13 protein-coding genes and 3 tRNA genes are annotated in these 16,352 nt (G+C 40.8%); 10 read left to right on the top strand and 6 right to left on the bottom strand.

The window, feature by feature from the left end; all coding sequences use genetic code 11:
• Window positions 1–61: 61 nt before the first annotated feature.
• On the bottom strand, window positions 62–1,180 hold the full coding sequence (locus DW036_RS18035) for an OmpA family protein (protein WP_118465619.1): 1,119 nt from the start codon (window positions 1,178–1,180) through the stop codon (window positions 62–64).
• A gap of 474 nt (window positions 1,181–1,654) precedes the next feature.
• Window positions 1,655–2,194: a glutathione peroxidase gene (locus DW036_RS18030; protein WP_118465618.1), complete on the bottom strand. Its 540-nt coding sequence runs from the start codon at window positions 2,192–2,194 to the stop codon at window positions 1,655–1,657.
• Between the two features lie 120 nt (window positions 2,195–2,314).
• Here DW036_RS18030 and araJ point away from each other — a divergent pair, with 120 nt between their 5' ends.
• Genes araJ through DW036_RS18015 form a run of 3 tightly spaced genes read left to right on the top strand, consistent with a single transcriptional unit; the run spans window position 2,315 to window position 4,355 of the window.
• Window positions 2,315–3,457: an MFS transporter AraJ gene (araJ, locus tag DW036_RS18025; protein WP_118465617.1), complete on the top strand. Its 1,143-nt coding sequence runs from the start codon at window positions 2,315–2,317 to the stop codon at window positions 3,455–3,457.
• Window positions 3,458–3,514: 57 nt separating this feature from the next.
• Window positions 3,515–3,934 (top strand): hypothetical protein, encoded by a 420-nt coding sequence (locus DW036_RS18020; RefSeq protein WP_022391364.1) that lies wholly within the window; start codon window positions 3,515–3,517, stop codon window positions 3,932–3,934.
• A gap of 13 nt (window positions 3,935–3,947) precedes the next feature.
• Window positions 3,948–4,355, top strand: coding sequence for a hypothetical protein (locus DW036_RS18015; RefSeq protein WP_022391363.1), 408 nt, complete (start codon window positions 3,948–3,950; stop codon window positions 4,353–4,355).
• A 69-nt stretch (window positions 4,356–4,424) separates the two neighbouring features.
• Here the strand turns inward: DW036_RS18015 and DW036_RS18010 are convergent, their stop codons facing one another.
• Both DW036_RS18010 and rlmD read right to left on the bottom strand, forming a co-directional pair.
• Window positions 4,425–5,336, bottom strand: a complete 912-nt coding sequence (locus DW036_RS18010; RefSeq protein WP_118465616.1) for an RluA family pseudouridine synthase — start codon at window positions 5,334–5,336, stop codon at window positions 4,425–4,427.
• Between the two features lie 39 nt (window positions 5,337–5,375).
• A complete protein-coding gene (rlmD, locus tag DW036_RS18005; protein ID WP_118465615.1) occupies window positions 5,376–6,806 on the bottom strand; it encodes a 23S rRNA (uracil(1939)-C(5))-methyltransferase RlmD in 1,431 nt (476 codons plus the stop codon).
• Between the two features lie 200 nt (window positions 6,807–7,006).
• On the opposite strand from rlmD, the gene ppdK reads away from it, so the two are divergent.
• Together ppdK and DW036_RS17995 are read left to right on the top strand one after the other, a co-directional pair.
• Window positions 7,007–9,733: a pyruvate, phosphate dikinase gene (gene ppdK, locus DW036_RS18000; RefSeq protein ID WP_118465614.1), complete on the top strand. Its 2,727-nt coding sequence runs from the start codon at window positions 7,007–7,009 to the stop codon at window positions 9,731–9,733.
• Window positions 9,734–9,904: 171 nt separating this feature from the next.
• Window positions 9,905–10,789 carry a sensor histidine kinase KdpD gene (locus DW036_RS17995; RefSeq protein ID WP_118465613.1) on the top strand — a complete coding sequence of 295 codons (885 nt, stop codon included), beginning with the start codon at window positions 9,905–9,907 and terminating at the stop codon, window positions 10,787–10,789.
• Window positions 10,790–10,804: 15 nt separating this feature from the next.
• On the opposite strand, the gene DW036_RS17990 is transcribed toward DW036_RS17995, so the two are convergent.
• On the bottom strand, window positions 10,805–11,413 hold the full coding sequence (locus DW036_RS17990) for a thiamine phosphate synthase (protein WP_118465612.1): 609 nt from the start codon (window positions 11,411–11,413) through the stop codon (window positions 10,805–10,807).
• A gap of 162 nt (window positions 11,414–11,575) precedes the next feature.
• Window positions 11,576–12,172: a superoxide dismutase gene (locus DW036_RS17985; RefSeq protein ID WP_007663121.1), complete on the bottom strand. Its 597-nt coding sequence runs from the start codon at window positions 12,170–12,172 to the stop codon at window positions 11,576–11,578.
• Between the two features lie 243 nt (window positions 12,173–12,415).
• Between DW036_RS17985 and DW036_RS17980 the strand changes: the two genes are divergently transcribed.
• The 5 genes from DW036_RS17980 to DW036_RS17955 all read left to right on the top strand — a co-directional run bounded on the left by DW036_RS17980 (window position 12,416) and on the right by DW036_RS17955 (window position 16,341).
• Complete coding sequence (locus tag DW036_RS17980) at window positions 12,416–14,770, top strand: ATP-dependent helicase (protein ID WP_118465611.1); 2,355 nt, start codon at window positions 12,416–12,418, stop codon at window positions 14,768–14,770.
• Between the two features lie 10 nt (window positions 14,771–14,780).
• Window positions 14,781–15,920: a carboxynorspermidine decarboxylase gene (nspC, locus tag DW036_RS17975; protein ID WP_118465610.1), complete on the top strand. Its 1,140-nt coding sequence runs from the start codon at window positions 14,781–14,783 to the stop codon at window positions 15,918–15,920.
• Window positions 15,921–16,030: 110 nt separating this feature from the next.
• A tRNA-Gly gene (locus tag DW036_RS17965) sits at window positions 16,031–16,103 on the top strand.
• Window positions 16,104–16,130: 27 nt separating this feature from the next.
• Window positions 16,131–16,212 (top strand) — tRNA-Leu (locus DW036_RS17960).
• A 45-nt stretch (window positions 16,213–16,257) separates the two neighbouring features.
• Window positions 16,258–16,341: transfer RNA gene (locus DW036_RS17955), tRNA-Leu, on the top strand.
• Window positions 16,342–16,352: the final 11 nt, after the last annotated feature.

Below are 16,352 nucleotides of genomic sequence, written 5' to 3'. Positions count from 1 at the left end.
TCCTAAAGGCAGGATTATACAGTACAGCTCTATTTCTTTTATATCAGACCTTATCTGATTACTATTCAGTAATACAAATTGCTACACGATTTTCATTATTATTAGAGAAAGGCTGAACCTTATCTCCCTTAAAGTCTACCATGATTCTGTCGGCAGAGATACCTTTTGCTTTCAAAGCCTTCTCAACAGCTAAAGCACGTTCTTTGGAAAGTCGTAGGTTAATAGCTGTTGTACCGGTTCCAGCGTCTGCATATCCGCAAATAGAGACTTTTACATCTGCGTTCTTTTGCAGGAATGCAACCAGATCAGCTATTTTACTTTCTTCAGAAGAACGTATAACAGAAGAATTTATATTGAAGAAGATATTTTCAGTCAAAGGTTTCACTTCCTCTTTTTTCTCCTCTACTGGTGCAGGAACATAAACTGGTTCCGTCTCTTGCTGAACTTCCACTACTGTTTCTACGACCTCCGGAGTATAAGCAACGACAGGTTTTGCTTTTTTGCCACTTTTTCCGAACTTGAATGTAAAACCGGCCAATGCATTAAGCTGCCAGTCGGCATTGTCAGCCTTCTTGGAGTTGAATTTATCCGACACGACATTGGCATTCACTTCAAGATTGAAAGATACATGGTTGCTCAGACGCAAATTTGCACCCAATCCTCCACGACCGGCTACAAATACCTTTTTGCCGCTCCAGAGATATTGCATGCGGTAACCTGCTGCATCCAGTGCAACAGCATCGTCATTGTTGAATCCACCGGCAAGACCTACTCCCAAGAACATATAAGCGTTGAAGAAACGTTTTGGATTATAGTGGCAGAACAGGTTGCTCAGGTCAAGTGTGGCATCTACGTTTCCTTGTAGATAGTTGAATTTATAGGAATCGTCAAGTGCTGCCCATTTACCTTTTGCTTGCCAGCCACTTGCACCGGCACGTATTCCCCATAGAGGAGTAAACTTGTATCCGACAGAAAGAGCTGCTGCAGGAGAGATCAGGTCTTTAAAACTGGCCTCACCAACAGTTTCTGCAGCACCTGCCTGTACCTGCATATACCAATGAGGTTTGAATGTTGTTTTACTTTCTTCTGTGACTTGTCCGGAAGATTGAGTATTTTGTGCCAATCCGGCTAAAGTGCTTAGGCATAGAGCCATGAGCATAAAACTTCTTTTTGATTTCATATTCGTTTGTTTTTTAATTTTTTGAGTTCGCGAAATTAACTATTATTTGTTAGATTTACACTATATAACAAAAAATAAAGGATTTTGTTTGCGTTGTAACGTTCATAGGAAAGGATTTTGTTGGCTGGCATATAATTAGTTCATAATCAGTTGTCTGGGATGGCTACACCCTTTACTCCGAATGGCTACACCCTTTTGTGCTCAAGGCTACACCATTCGGGTGAAAGGGTGTAGCCCTGTCACAAACATGATTTTTACGTAATAATCTATGCTGTTTTATATATCTTAGCTATCTTTGCCTACTAAAATATTTAAAGCTACAAGAATATGTTAGGTCGTATCATTGCAATGGTCATAGCTGGAGTGATTATAGTTTATCTGGTTCGTTGGATAGATAACTTTTTCTCCGGATTCCGAAAATGAAAGATATAATAAGCCCCGAAATTTATCATAAGTTTCGGGGCTTATTATGTTCTATTTCTCAATCCATTCTGTTATCTTCTCCGATAGCGGATCAGTTGTGGAGCCATAGGAGGCTACCCACTTTCCATTCTCATCTATCAGGAATTTATGGAAATTCCAGCCAACTTTTGCGTTTTCCACACCGTTTTCGCTTTTTTCGGTAAGCCATTTATAAAGAGGAGCAATGTCTTTTCCTTTAACAGAGATTTTTGCCATCATAGGGAAGGTAACTCCGTAGTTCAATGTGCAGAATTCTTTGATTTCCTCATTACTGCCTGGCTCCTGGCTCAGGAAATTATTGGCAGGAAAGCCTATTATTACAAAATTGTCTTTTCCATATTTTTTATATAACTCTTCAAGTTTGGCATATTGCGGAGTGAAGCCACATTTGGATGCTACGTTAACTATCAGTACTTTCTTTCCCTTAAAGGTGGAAAGTGACAAATCTTCTCCATCAATCGTCTTGACTGTGAAGTCATAAAAGCTTTTCTGCTGTGCATGGGCAGCTATTACTGTTATTGCCATAAATAGACTTATAATAATTGTTTTCATATTACTGTTCTGTTTATATATAAAAACAAAATGAAGACATGAATAGTTTATTATTGGAATAAAAAAAACACTACCTTTGCACCCCGGTAAAAAGATTAGTTTTTTGTAGGTAAAATAGGTATGAAGAAGAGTCTTATTGCATTAGCGTTCGGCACCTTGGGATTAGGGATTGCCGAGTTTGTCATGATGGGCATTCTGCCTGATGTGGCTAAAGATTTGGGCGTTAGTATTCCTGTGGCAGGGCATTTTATTTCTGCATATGCTTTGGGGGTATGTGTCGGGGCGCCCACTCTGATCTTGGCCCGTAAACATCCACTGAAACATATTTTGTTGGCGTTGGTGACTCTGATAATGGTAGGGAATATCTGTGCAGCAATGGCGCCTAATTATTGGGTATTATTACTGGCCCGTTTTATTTCCGGACTTCCTCATGGGGCATATTTCGGTGTGGCCTCTATTGTTGCTGAAAAATTGGCTGATAAGGGTAAAGGCTCTGAGGCCGTATCTATCATGATTGCCGGAATGACTATAGCCAATCTTTTTGGAGTTCCATTGGGAACATCATTGAGTAATGCTATCTCATGGCGGGTAACATTCTTACTGGTGGGTTGTTGGGGAGTGATTATCCTTTATTATATCTGGCGTTGGGTACCCCATGTCGAAGGTTTGAAAGATACTGGTTTCAAAGGACAGTTCCGTTTTCTTAAAACCCCGGCTCCCTGGCTCATTTTAGGGGCAACAGCACTGGGTAATGGCGGAGTTTTTTGTTGGTACAGTTATATTAACCCGTTATTGACGAATGTATCCGGATTCAGTGCCGAAAGCATTACCGGATTGATGGTATTGGCCGGTTTTGGTATGGTGGTGGGCAATCTGGTGAGTGGGCGTCTTTCTGACCGGTATACTCCCGGAAAAGTAGGTACTACTGTGCAAGCTATGATTTGTGTCGTACTGTTATTGATATTCTTCTTGTCTCCTTATCCGTGGTCATCAGCATTATTGATGTGTCTTTGTACTGCCGGTTTGTTCGCGGTTTCCAGTCCGGAACAAGTGTTGATTATCCGTGTGGCAAAAGGTGGAGAGATGCTGGGAGCGGCTTGTGTGCAAGTGGCATTCAACTTGGGAAATGCCATCGGTGCGTATGTTGGTGGGCTTGCTATCAGTGGCGGTTATCGTTATCCGGCACTGGCAGGAGTTCCTTTTGCCATGGTTGGTTTTATTCTGTTTCTGACCTTCTACAAGAAATATCAGGCGAAATATTAAAACATTTCGATATCTTTTCGTATTTTTGTCCACAGGTATTAACTAAACTTGATAATTATGAAAACTTTGAATTGCGTAAAAATATTATTGCTATGCGTCTTTGCTGTTGGTTTATTGTCTTGCGGGGATGATGTATATTACACGATGGAGAATAGTGACAAAAAGCTATGTGACAGAACCTGGATAGATGAATATGAAACGGATGAGGGTTTAACATGTACTTATCAACTCAGATTCTTTAAAGATAATAATAAAGGGCAGGAACTTACAACCACCTATGATACCGGTGGAAAAACGACTGTCGACAGAGAGTTTTCCTGGCGTTGGACAGATGATAGCAAGGAAGCTTTAAGACTCACTTTTTCAGATGGAAAAGTAAAGTACTTTGAGAATGTATGGGTACGTGATCATTACCTTAGCGGTAAACTGGACGGAAAGGTGCTGATGATGACAGACTCCAATTATACGAAAAACTAAATAAATAAGCGAGATGAAAAAATATCTATATTTTATATTTGTATGGGTGTTTGCCCTGAGCCTGACATCATGCGAAGATGATGATCAGTATAGTATAGAGTCAGTAATCATAGGACGGGCATGGACAGGAGATGTAGGTATGTATGCTGAGAATGGTGAACCTATTTTCAGTACATTTACTTTTTGGGGAGATGGATTTGGTGAAGAATACCAGTACTATTCATCTGATGGAGCTCCTTATGATAATTTTCGTTTTAAATGGCTGTGGGAGGATGATTACAATAATAATCTAATATTAGATTATGGTAGGGCAGGTGTATCTTATATGGATGATGTTAGAGTAACAGGAAATCAGTTAAGAGGTACATTCTTCTTGACGAGTGATTCTCGAGGATTTAATTTTATACTGGGAATGGAATAAAAGATTAGAAAATATATAATAATAAAATAGGCCACTTTATAAAAGCTGCCTATTTTATTATATGCTTTCTTATTTCTTCAGAAACAACTTTTTAAAATCATTCGGATAAGGAGTTTCAAACTGCATCAATTCTCCTGTAACCGGGTGATAGAAGCATAATTTGAAGGCATGTAGCGCCAGGCGTCCGATAGGATTTACTTCTTCGAGTCCGTAACGCCCGTCCCCAACAATAGGATGTCCTAAGTCTTGCATATGCACCCGGATTTGGTTTTTACGTCCGGTTTCAAGATTTAGTTCCACAAGAGAATAACCATTGGCACGCTTAATAGTGCGATAATGTGTAATTGACTTTTGTCCTCCGTCATCTGTCGGACTGGAATATACGTAAAGGGTGCGATCCGTGAGCCAGGATATTATACAACCGGCATTCTTCTCCAGCTCTCCCGCAACTACAGCTATATAACGGCGGTCGGTTACAATCTCATGCCAATTATCACGCAGTGTGCGCTGTGTTTTTTCATCTTTTGCAAACATCATTAATCCGGAAGTATCACGATCGAGGCGGTGGACAATATAAACGTTGCTACCGCGTCCATTAGAGCGTTGCACATATTCATTTAGAATATGATAGGCTGTACGTTCCTTCTGGCGTTCACTGCTGACTGACAGTAAACCTTGCTTCTTTTCCACCACTATGATATAGGCATCTTCATATACAATCTTCAGCAAGTTGTTATGAAACTCCTTTTTACCCTTATCACGGCTAATCTGTACTTTCATGCCCGGTTTTAGCGGAAAATTGTATTGAGTGGTTATCACACTGTCTACAAATACCACTCGTTTGCTGAGCAATGATTTTAGTTTGGTGCGACTGGCGTCCGGCATCTTGGCTGCCAGGAACTCCATAAGTTCCATCGGTTCGTTTACTGTGTAGTCCGTATATTGAGTGCGGGCCCGTGCTATTATTTTTCCTCTTGCCACGTTGATAGTGATTAATGGTTAGTGATTAGTGATTAATTCTCAGTCTTCATTTCTTAATTCCAGAAGCACTACGTTTTCTACGTGGTGAGTATGTGGGAACATATCTACCGGCTGTACGGCTTTTACTTTGTATTTTACGTCGAGCAGTTGCAGGTCGCGTGCCTGTGTGGCTGGATTACAACTTACATATACAATACGTTTCGGTTCGGCAAATAAGATAACGTCTACTACATCCTGATGCATACCGGCTCGAGGAGGATCGGTGATAATAACATCCGGTCTACCATACTGGTTGATGAAATCCTGTGTTAGCATATCTTTCATATCACCGGCAAAAAATAAGGTATTCTCGATACCGTTGATTTCTGCATTTACTTTTGCATCCTCAATAGCTTCGGGTACATATTCGATACCGATAACTTGGCGGGCTTGCTTGGAGACAAAGTTAGCAATGGTTCCTGTACCTGTATAAAGGTCATATACCAGTTCCTTTCCGGTTAATCCCGCAAAATTGCGTGCTATCTTATAAAGGTTGTATGCTTGTTCGGAATTGGTTTGATAGAACGATTTAGGACCTATTTTAAAACGTAATCCTTCCATTTCTTCAAAGATGTGATCTTTACCTTTAAAAGTATATACATCCAGGTCGGTAATAGTATCGTTGCGCTTATTATTAATAATGTATAGAAGAGAAGTTATTTCGGGAAATGTATCAGCAACATATTGCAGGAGTTGTTTGAACAGTTGCAGCTCTTTTTCTTCTTCTTCTATTTTTGCAACGAGGATCACCATAAGTTCCCCGGTAGTGGAGGTACGGATAATCATATTGCGCAACATCCCTTCCTGAGTACGCAGATTGATGAATGAATAATCATGCTCGTAAGCATAATCGCGTACAGCATTCCGGATACGGTTGGATATGTCATCCTGTAACCAGCATTTCTCTATAGCCAGTACTTTATCAAAAGCATTGGGGATGTGGAAACCTACAGCATTCATTTGATCATATACCACATTTTGCTTAACTTCTTCTTCCGTCAACCAGCGTTTGTTAGAAAAAGTGTACTCCAGTTTATTTCTATAGAACTGTGTTTTCTCAGAACCGAGAATCGGGGAAATCTCCGGAAGTTCAATTTTTCCGATGCGGGTAAGATTGTCTGTTACTTGTTTTTGCTTGTATTTGATCTGTTCGGAATAAGGGAGAACTTGCCATTTGCAACCACCACATACCCCATAATGTTGGCAAAATGGGACGGCTCTTTCACGAGAATATTCGTGGAACTTCACTGCTACGGCTTCAGCATAATGATGCTTTTTTCTCTTAATTTGCAGGTCTACTATATCTCCGGGAACGACATAAGGTACGAAAATAACCAAATCATTGACCTTTGCGATGGCTTTTCCTTCGGCAGCCACATCCGTTATTGTCACTTTCTCCAGTAGGGGAAGTTCTTTTCTATTTCTTGCCACTTTTACACCAGTCTAATAAATTATTCTGCAAAAATAGACATTTTTTCGGGAATTCTCTCTATGAAGTGAAATATTAAAGATTGCAATGTCGAAATTGCATTTTGATAGAAAGTTTTTTCTCAAAAAGTTTTCTAGTATGCGAAATATACTTAGATTTGCGAACAGAAAAAAATCACAATCGAGAAACTTAAATTTATATTATGGACAAGAAAAGAGTTTATACCTTTGGTAACGGTCAGGCAGAAGGAAAGGCCGACATGAAAAATCTTTTGGGAGGTAAAGGTGCCAACCTTGCCGAAATGAACCTTATCGGGGTTCCGGTTCCTCCTGGTTTTACAATCACGACTGAGGTTTGTACCGAATATAATGAGATGGGGCAGGAAAAAGTTGTTGCTCTGTTGAAAGGTGAAGTAGAAAACGCTATAGCAAAAGTAGAAGAATTGATGTCTTCTAAGTTCGGCGATATAGAAAATCCATTACTGGTTTCAGTGCGTTCGGGCGCTCGGGCTTCTATGCCGGGTATGATGGATACGATCCTTAATCTGGGTCTGAATGATGAAGTAGTAGAAGGATTGACACGTAAAACAGGTAATGCACGTTTTGCATGGGACTCTTATCGTCGTTTCGTACAGATGTATGGTGACGTGGTATTGGGTATGAAACCGACTAATAAAGAGGATATCGATCCATTTGAAGCCATCATTGAAGAGGTGAAGCACGCAAAAGGTGTGAAGCTGGATAATGAACTGGAAGTGGAAGATCTCAAGGAATTAGTGAAGAAGTTTAAAGCTGCTGTAAAGGAGCAAACCGGAAAAGACTTCCCGGCTTGTGCTTATGAGCAGTTGTGGGGTGCTGTTTGTGCAGTATTCAATTCTTGGATGAATGAACGTGCTATTCTATATCGTAAAATGGAAAGTATACCCGATGAGTGGGGTACAGCCGTTAATGTTCAGGCAATGGTATTCGGCAATATGGGTGAGACTTCTGCTACAGGTGTTTGCTTTAGCCGCGATGCCGGTACAGGTGAAGACTTGTTTAATGGTGAGTATTTGATTAATGCGCAAGGTGAAGACGTTGTGGCAGGTATCCGTACTCCGCAGCAGATTACCAAAATCGGTTCACAGCGTTGGGCAGAACTGGCAGGTGTTAGCGAAGAAGAACGTGCAGTCAAATATCCGTCAATGGAAGAGGCTATGCCGGAAATCTACAAAGAACTGGATACTCTGCAGACTAAGTTGGAAGACCACTATAAAGATATGCAGGATATGGAATTTACCGTTCAGGAAGGTAAGCTTTGGTTTCTCCAGACGCGTAACGGTAAACGTACCGGTGCAGCTATGGTGAAGATTGCAATGGATTTGTTGCATCAGGGCATGATTGATGAGAAAACTGCATTGATGCGCTGCGAGCCCAATAAATTGGATGAATTGCTCCACCCTGTGTTTGATAAGACCGCTTTGAAACAAGCCAAGGTTTTAACTCGTGGTCTTCCCGCATCTCCGGGTGCTGCTACAGGACAGATTGTCTTCTTTGCAGATGATGCTGCAGAATGGCATGCTGCCGGTAAACGTATTATAATGGTACGTATCGAGACTTCTCCCGAAGATTTGGCGGGTATGGCTGTTGCAGAAGGTATTCTTACTGCCCGCGGTGGCATGACTTCTCATGCAGCTGTGGTTGCCCGTGGTATGGGGAAGTGTTGTGTGTCGGGCGCCGGTGCTTTGAATATTGATTATAAGGCTCGTACCGTAGAAATAGATGGCGTTCTGCTGAAAGAAGGCGATTATATTTCATTGAATGGTAGTACAGGTGTAGTTTATAAAGGTCAGGTAGAAACAAAGGCTGCTGAACTTTCAGGAGATTTTGCTGAATTGATGGATCTGGCTGATAAGTATACGAAACTTCAGGTGCGTACCAATGCAGATACTCCTCATGATGCTGCTGTGGCTCGTGATTTTGGTGCTGTAGGTATCGGTCTTTGCCGTACGGAACATATGTTCTTTGAAGGTGAAAAGATTAAAGCTATGCGTGAGATGATCCTCGCAGAAGATGCAGAAGGACGTCGCAAAGCTTTGGCCAAGATATTACCTTACCAACAAGCAGACTTTAAGGGTATCTTCCAGGCTATGGAAGGTTGTCCGGTAACTGTTCGTCTGCTCGATCCTCCTTTGCACGAATTTGTTCCGCATGATTTGAAGGGACAACAAGAGATGGCAGATGCCATGGGTGTTAGTCTGCAATATATCCAGCAACGTGTAGAATCACTTTGTGAACATAATCCGATGTTGGGACACCGCGGATGTCGTTTAGGTAATACATATCCTGAAATTACTCAGATGCAGACACGTGCTATCCTTGGTGCCGCTCTGGAACTGAAGAAAGAAGGTGTGGAAACCCATCCGGAAATCATGGTTCCGCTGACTGGTATCTTGTATGAGTTCAAGGAACAGGAAAAGGTGATTCGCGAAGAAGCTGCTGCACTTTTTGCTGAACTGGGTGACAGCATTGACTTCAAGGTAGGTACAATGATTGAAATTCCTCGTGCAGCTTTGACTGCTGACCGTATTGCTTCTTCTGCTGAGTTCTTCTCATTTGGTACAAATGACTTAACGCAGATGACATTCGGTTATTCACGTGATGATATTGCTTCTTTCCTCCCGGTTTATCTGGAAAAGAAGATTCTGAAAGTAGACCCGTTCCAGGTTCTCGATCAGAATGGAGTAGGACAGTTGGTACGTATGGCTACGGAAAAAGGTCGTGCTATCCGTCCGGATTTGAAATGCGGTATTTGTGGTGAACATGGCGGTGAGCCTTCTTCTGTAAAATTCTGCCATAAGGTGGGTTTGAACTATGTTAGTTGTTCTCCGTTCAGAGTGCCCATTGCACGTCTGGCAGCGGCGCAGGCAGCTATTGAAGATCTGAAATAAAAGACTTCATAAATCTTATATTTATAGGCTGTAAACCTTTTTCAGAAAGGCTTACAGCCTATCTTTTTTAGAAGAAACATGTATCTATTGATCAGTTATTTGTTTTTTCTTTAGTATATTTGTGCCCACATATAGAATTAGGATCACCTTTATCTTTTAATAACCAATTTTATGAAGCCGGATTTTGCAACATTTTATATTTTAGGGGCATCAGATTTTTATCAAAGGAATGAAATACTCTTGCTTTGCTTTGGAGTAATTATTTTATTACTTCTGGTCATTATGATTGTGGTGTCTATCAACAAGACCAAGAGGTTGAAGACTTTGCAACAATTAAATGAAGTAGCGGAAGAAAGTAATCAGCTGAAGAATGCCTTTATTGCTAATATGACCCATGAGATACGTACGCCACTTAATGCGATTGTCGGATTTACAAATGTACTTGCTGAGACTGATAATCTGAGTAGGGAAGAACGAATGATTTTTCTGAAAGAAATCAATGACAATAAAGATTTTCTTGTTCAGATGATTAATGATTTATTGGACTTCTCAAAGATTGAGGCCAATACAATGGAATATAAAGATGGAGATGTGGACGTGAATGCTTTGATTCAGGAAATGTGTGCTGCTGAGAATGCGCATCCTCGTCCATCGGGTATTTTGATTGAGTTTGTAGAGAAACTTCCTCAATGCCGTTTAATGATAGATCGGGTACGCTTTGCACAGGTTATTAATAATCTGGTGAAGAATGCTTTGAAGTTTACAGAACAGGGTAGTGTGAAGATTGGATATCGTCGTTTGAGCAATAATAACTTTTATTTTTACGTAGCTGATACCGGATGCGGTATTGATGAAGATAGTCGCCGGGCTATTTTTGAACGCTTTGTGAAGATGAACTATAATATTCGTGGCACAGGTTTAGGTCTTTCTATTACGAAATCTATTGTTGAACACTATGGTGGTGGCATTGGTGTAGAATCTAAAAAAGGAGAAGGCTCTACATTCTATTTTACTTTACCTGCTGGGGTCGAATATAAAGAATATGGGAAGTTCTAATAGAATTTGAACTTTTTAATCCGCCATTTCCTTTAGTTTCTTAAAGTGGCGAATGACACCTAAATAATCTCGATCTGTACAAACATTGAATTTATTCCATAAATCACCAAGTACTACTGCACCTCCAAATCCGAAATCTTTTATCTCCAGAATATTGTCTGGAGTAATTCCTCCTAAAGCCATAACTTTAGTATCTATTATTCTTTCTTTTCCAGCTGCGCGCAATTCTTCCGGAGTATAACCGGAAAGAGTACCTGTTTTGGTGATACAGTCATAAACGGGACTCATAAATACATAATCATAAAAATGCTTTTTACTTTTTACTTCTTCTACAGAATGGCAAGTACAGCTGACATGTCCTGAGTAATCATGTGGCTCATTAGGATTACGTGTGTTCAGATGAATGCCCATGAGGTCAAACTCTTCCTTTAAATAGAAATGTTCGTGAGTAACAATGCGTCTATGATATTTTTCAGGTATTAGCGTCAAAAGTCGCTCGGAATACATAGCAGGAGTTTCCGGCTTCCGCAGATGCAAAATATCCAGCCCTTCTTCAAAGAGTGCTGTAATGATCTTGTCCTCTTCCACAAAGAATGTGGGCGCTGTGACTACGATGAGCTTCATTTTTATTTGTTAAACGTTTATGTTTAGCAAAGTTAATGATAAATGCTTTCAGTAGGTAACGTTTTTCTTTAAAATATGTTAGATTGAAACACAAACGCACCTATGGGAAGTTCTTATTCCCGTAGGTGCGCATTAAAAAAGAGTTTATAAGGTTGTTGCTGCTTATTTCAGTCGATTACCCACTACGTCCCAGTCGATAATACTCCAAAGAGCATTTACGTGGTCAGCACGGCGATTCTGATAATCAAGATAGTAAGAGTGTTCCCACACATCGAAGCCTAACAATGGAATAAGTCCTGCACGTACAGGGTTACTGCCATTAGCTTCTTTGGTTATATGAAGTTTTCCGTTCTTATCTACTGATAACCAAGCCCAGCCAGATCCGAATAATCCTACGGCAGCAGCTGTGAACTCCTTTTTGAAGTTATCGAAGCTTCCAAAATCGCGTTTAATAGCTTCTGCTAATTTTCCAGTTGGCTCACTATGAGCAGGTTTGGGAGAAAATTGCAAGAAGTATAAAGTATGGTTCAGAACTTGTCCTGCATTATTGAAGATGGCTCCATCCGGTGCAGTGGCTACTATGGTTACTAAATCTTTATTTTCATACTCTGTACCCGGAACCAGGTTATTGAGGTTATTTACGTATGTTTGTAAGTGCTTACCGTAGTGGTAATCTATAGTTTGCTGACTGATTACAGGTTCCAATGCATTGTTTGCATATGGAAGTTTAGGCATTTCGTATGTCATAATTATAAGCATTAAAGATGTTAATAATGTATTCATAATTTGTCTTGAATTATGTTTCTGTTAATATAACGTTTGATATCCAATAAATGTTCTTCCATATCTATAAAACTTTTTGAAGATGTAGAATGACTTGTTGCAGAAGTGCGTAATAAATAGGAATTTACGAACTATTTTTTGAAATGTAATATGCTATCTTAATTATTTTAGTTCGTATACATTGTATGAATCTAAAAAGAATCCCTTAATTTTGCATACATGAATACGAATTATATCGAAGAACTGAATGAAGGACAGCGCGCAGCAGTGCTCTACAACGAGGGCCCGTCACTGGTTATAGCCGGTGCTGGTTCCGGTAAGACGCGGGTGCTGACCTATAAAATAGCCTATTTGTTAGAGAATGGTTATCAGCCATGGAATATATTGGCTTTAACTTTTACCAATAAAGCTGCCCGTGAAATGAAAGAGCGTATTGCTCGGCAAGTAGGAGACCAGCGGGCACGTCATTTATGGATGGGTACATTCCATTCCATATTTTTGCGTATTTTGCATGTGGAAGCCGTAAATATAGGTTTTACTTCACAGTTTACCATTTATGATACGGCGGACAGTAAGAGTCTGGTGCGTTCTATTATAAAAGAAATGGGCTTGGATGAGAAAGTGTATAAACCGGGGAATGTACAGGCACGTATATCCAATGCGAAAAATCATTTAGTTTCACCTGCGGCGTATGCATCCAATAAAGAGGCATATGAGGGCGATTGTGCAGCTAAGATGCCTGCAATACGTGATATTTATCATCGCTATTGGGATCGTTGCAGGCAGGCGGATGCAATGGATTTTGATGATTTACTTTTTTATACTTTTATACTGTTCAGGGATCATCCGGAAGTGCTGGCGCGTTATCAGGAACAGTTTCGCTATATTCTGGTAGATGAGTATCAGGATACTAATTATGCTCAGCATAGCATTGTGCTACAGTTGGCAAAAGATCATCAGCATGTTTGTGTGGTAGGAGATGATGCCCAGAGTATTTATTCTTTCCGGGGAGCTGATATTGATAATATATTATACTTTACTAAAATATATCCCAATACAAAAGTCTTTAAACTGGAACAAAACTATCGGTCTACACAAACTATTGTTTGTGCGGCGAATAGTTTGATTGAGAAGAATGAGAGGCAAATACGTAAGGAGGTTTTTTCGGAGAAAGAGAAAGGGGAAGCCATCGGTGTGTTTCAGGCATACAGTGATGTGGAAGAGGGGGATATTGTAGTCAATAAGATTGCGGAACTTCGTCGCTCGGAGCATTATCCCTATTCGGATTTTGCGATACTTTACCGTACCAATGCACAAAGCCGTGTCTTCGAGGAAGCGATGCGTAAGCGTGGCATGCCATACCGTATTTACGGTGGATTATCCTTTTATCAACGTAAGGAGATTAAGGATGTGATAGCCTACTTCCGACTGGTGGTAAATCCGAATGATGAAGAAGCATTTAAACGGATTATTAACTATCCGGCTCGTGGTATTGGTGATACGACAGTGGGTAAGATCATTACTGCAGCTACTGAGAATGGTGTCAGTCTTTGGACTGTGTTGTGCGAACCGTTGACATATGGGCTGAATTTCAATAAGGGTACACATTCCAAATTACAGATTTTCCGCGATTTGATTTTTGGATTTCTGGAAGGTGTAGTGGATAAAAATGCTTATGAAATTGGTACGGAAATTATCCGTCAATCCGGTATCATTAATGATGTCTGCCAAGATAATTCTCCGGAGAACCTTAGTCGTAAAGAGAATATCGAGGAATTGGTCAATGGTATGAGTGATTTTTGTGCGATGCGTCTGGAAGAAGGTAATCCTAATATATCGTTGACTGATTTTCTTTCGGAAGTTTCACTGTTGACAGATCAGGACTCGGATAAAGATGGAGATGATGAGAAAATCACACTTATGACTGTCCATTCTGCCAAAGGATTGGAATTTAGGAATGTATTTGTGGTGGGAATGGAAGAAAACCTTTTTCCCAGTGGTATGGTAGGGGATTCACCGCGTGCGTTAGAAGAAGAAAGACGTTTGTTCTATGTGGCCATTACCCGTGCAGAAGAACATTGCTTTCTTTCATATGCCCGCACCCGTTTTCGCTATGGAAAAATGGAATTTGCCAGTCCCAGTCGCTTCCTGAAGGATATAGATATTCGTTTTCTGCGTTTGCCCCAGGAGGCAGGGCTTAATAGCAAAATAGATGATGAGTCCGGATCATTTCGTCGGGAGAATAGCACTGGTTTCTCTCGTTCGCCTCATGTACGCGAATCATTTTATAATAAGGAAAAGGAAACTCCTCAGCGTCCTAAGCAGCAGATAATTGCTCCGAGTGTTCCACGTAACCTGAAGCGGGTGACTTCATCAACTCCTGTTTCTTCTTCAACTTCTGCTTCTGCGATAGCAGTACAACCCGGACAATTGATTGAGCACGAACGTTTTGGTCTGGGAGAAGTTGTGAGAGTGGAAGGTGAAGGGGATAATGCTAAAGCTACCATTCGTTTCAAAAATGCGGGTGATAAGCAACTTTTATTGCGCTTTGCCCGTTTTAAAATAATCGGATAAAAAAGAAAATATGATAGATTTTGATCGTTTCCCTTCTCCATGTTATATCATGGATGAAGAATTATTGAGAAAAAACCTCACGTTGATAAAAAGTGTTGCCGATCGTTCCGGAGTAGAAATAATTCTGGCTTTTAAATCATTTGCTATGTGGCGCTCATTTTCTATTTTTAGGGAATATATCGAGCATTCTACGGCGAGTTCCGTATATGAAGCGCGATTGGCATTGGAAGAGTTCGGCAGTAAAGCTCATACTTACTCTCCTGCTTATACGAAGGCTGATTTCCCGGAAATCATGCGCTGTAGTAGCCATATAACCTTTAATTCTTTGTCACAATTCTGCCGTTTCTATCCTACGGTGGTAAAGAAAGGAAGTGGAATTTCCTGTGGTATTCGTATCAATCCTGAATATTCAGAAGTAGAAACAGAGTTGTATAATCCTTGTGCTCCCGGAACCCGTTTCGGCATAACGGCAGATTTACTGACTGAAACCTTGCCGCAGGGTATTGAAGGGTTTCATTGCCACTGCCACTGTGAGTCTTCTTCTTACGAGCTGGAACGTACGCTTAAGCATTTGGAAGAAAAATTCTCTTATTGGTTTCCGCAGATAAAATGGCTGAATCTGGGTGGTGGTCATTTGATGACACGTAAAGATTATGATGTAGAGCATCTTATTCATTTATTGAATGATTTGCATAGCCGTCATCCTCATCTGCGTATTATTTTGGAGCCAGGTTCTGCTTTTACCTGGCAAACCGGTGTTTTGACTTCCGAAGTAGTGGATATTGTAGAAAGTCGCGGCATTCGCACGGCTATTCTCAATGTTAGCTTTACCTGTCACATGCCCGACTGTCTTGAAATGCCTTACCAGCCCGCTGTATGTGGTGCTGAAATGGGAAATAATGGCTGCCATGTATATCGTTTGGGAGGGAATTCATGCCTGAGTGGTGATTATATGGGAGATTGGAGTTTTGATCATGAACTACAAATCGGAGAACGCATAGTCTTCGAAGATATGATTCATTACACTATGGTAAAAACAAATATGTTTAACGGAATCCATCATCCTGCTATTGCTATGTGGACAAAAGATGGGAAGGCTGAAATATTCAGGCAATTTTCTTACGAAGATTATCGGGACAGAATGAGTTGATAATCAAAAACATGTCTTCAGAGTGGAGGAGATGTCTAGTTTTCTTCGCGAAAAAAACGGGCGGAATGTTTGCAGGTTTGGAGAAAATATCTACCTTTGCATCCGCAATCGCGGAAATAGCTCAGTTGGTAGAGCATAACCTTGCCAAGGTTAGGGTCGCGAGTTCGAGTCTCGTTTTCCGCTCAAGTGCATAGATTGCAATTACCTAATGCCCAGGTGGCGGAATTGGTAGACGCGCACGTTTCAGGTGCGTGTGTCGAGAGGCATGCAGGTTCGAGTCCTGTTCTGGGCACGTTAGGTGAGGCGATTTTAGTTCTTTGAAAGTATGAGATGGTATGGAGAGGTGGCGGAATTGGTAGACGCGCTACTTTGAGGTGGTAGTGACAGAAATGTTGTGGGAGTTCGAGTCTCCTCCTCTTCACATAGTCGTCA

Origin of the sequence: Bacteroides sp. AF39-11AC, assembly GCF_003474285.1 — a bacterium.
GTDB lineage: Bacteria > Bacteroidota > Bacteroidia > Bacteroidales > Bacteroidaceae > Bacteroides.
The sequence above is the reverse complement of the archived record's forward strand: the minus strand, read 5'-3'. Positions and strand labels throughout refer to the sequence as shown.

What these genes read in the sequence shown, in the direction of transcription:
- DW036_RS18035 (WP_118465619.1), bottom strand. Translation starts at nt 1,180, where the DNA reads ATGAAATCAAAAAGAAGTTTTATGCTCATGGCTCTATGCCTAAGCACT.
- DW036_RS18030 (WP_118465618.1), bottom strand. Translation starts at nt 2,194, where the DNA reads ATGAAAACAATTATTATAAGTCTATTTATGGCAATAACAGTAATAGCT.
- araJ (WP_118465617.1), top strand. Translation starts at nt 2,315, where the DNA reads ATGAAGAAGAGTCTTATTGCATTAGCGTTCGGCACCTTGGGATTAGGG.
- DW036_RS18020 (WP_022391364.1), top strand. Translation starts at nt 3,515, where the DNA reads ATGAAAACTTTGAATTGCGTAAAAATATTATTGCTATGCGTCTTTGCT.
- DW036_RS18015 (WP_022391363.1), top strand. Translation starts at nt 3,948, where the DNA reads ATGAAAAAATATCTATATTTTATATTTGTATGGGTGTTTGCCCTGAGC.
- ppdK (WP_118465614.1), top strand. Translation starts at nt 7,007, where the DNA reads ATGGACAAGAAAAGAGTTTATACCTTTGGTAACGGTCAGGCAGAAGGA.
- DW036_RS17995 (WP_118465613.1), top strand. Translation starts at nt 9,905, where the DNA reads ATGAAGCCGGATTTTGCAACATTTTATATTTTAGGGGCATCAGATTTT.
- DW036_RS17990 (WP_118465612.1), bottom strand. Translation starts at nt 11,413, where the DNA reads ATGAAGCTCATCGTAGTCACAGCGCCCACATTCTTTGTGGAAGAGGAC.
- DW036_RS17985 (WP_007663121.1), bottom strand. Translation starts at nt 12,172, where the DNA reads ATGCTTATAATTATGACATACGAAATGCCTAAACTTCCATATGCAAAC.
- DW036_RS17980 (WP_118465611.1), top strand. Translation starts at nt 12,416, where the DNA reads ATGAATACGAATTATATCGAAGAACTGAATGAAGGACAGCGCGCAGCA.
- nspC (WP_118465610.1), top strand. Translation starts at nt 14,781, where the DNA reads ATGATAGATTTTGATCGTTTCCCTTCTCCATGTTATATCATGGATGAA.